Source organism: Streptomyces marinisediminis (assembly GCF_026262575.1).
Lineage (GTDB): Bacteria > Actinomycetota > Actinomycetes > Streptomycetales > Streptomycetaceae > Streptomyces > Streptomyces marinisediminis.
Map to the genome: position 1 here is coordinate 1 of NZ_JAPKFL010000113.1, position 587 is coordinate 587.

Here is a 587-nt window from a genome sequence, read left to right on the forward strand (position 1 = left end):
ACACCGGCACCGACACCGGTGCCGACTTGGGCGCTGGTGCTGGTGCTGGTTCGGGTGCGGGTGTGTGGGAGGAGGTCGCGGGCTGGGGTGAGCCGCAGGTGGCGGTGCGCGGTGGTCAGGTCTTCGTACCCCGTCTGACCCGGGTGACAGTACCGCCGACCGAACAGCCCGAACCCTCCGAGCCCTCCGAGCTGCCCGAGCTGCCCGAGCTGCCCGGGGAGTCCGAGCTGTCCGGGGAGCTTGAGGCGGCCGGGGAGCTTGAGGCGGCCGAGCGGCTTGAGGCGTCCGGTCTCTCCGGCGCCGGTGCGGAGCTGTCCGGTCCGTCCGGTGCGGGTGTGGGTGTGGGTGTGGGTGTGGGGTCCGGTGTGGGTTCGGGTGTGCGTGCGGGTGTGGTGTTGGTGACGGGTGCGGGTGGTGGGTTGGGTGGTGTGGTGGTGCGGCATCTGGTGCGGGAGTGGGGTGTGCGGGAGTTGGTGCTGCTCTCGCGTGGGGGTGGTGGTGCGGGTGGTGCGGAGTTGGTGGAGGAGTTGGCGCGGTGGGGTGCGCGGGCGCGGTGGGTGGCCTGTGACGCGGCTGACCGTGCGGGG

At 72.7% G+C, this 587-nt stretch carries 1 protein-coding gene; it reads left to right on the plus strand.

All coding sequences use genetic code 11. The features are described from left to right. Window positions 1–62 precede the first annotated feature (62 nt). Window positions 63–587 (plus strand): KR domain-containing protein (locus OSB71_RS24300; RefSeq protein WP_265950955.1); only part of this gene is annotated, 525 nt, incomplete at its 3' end.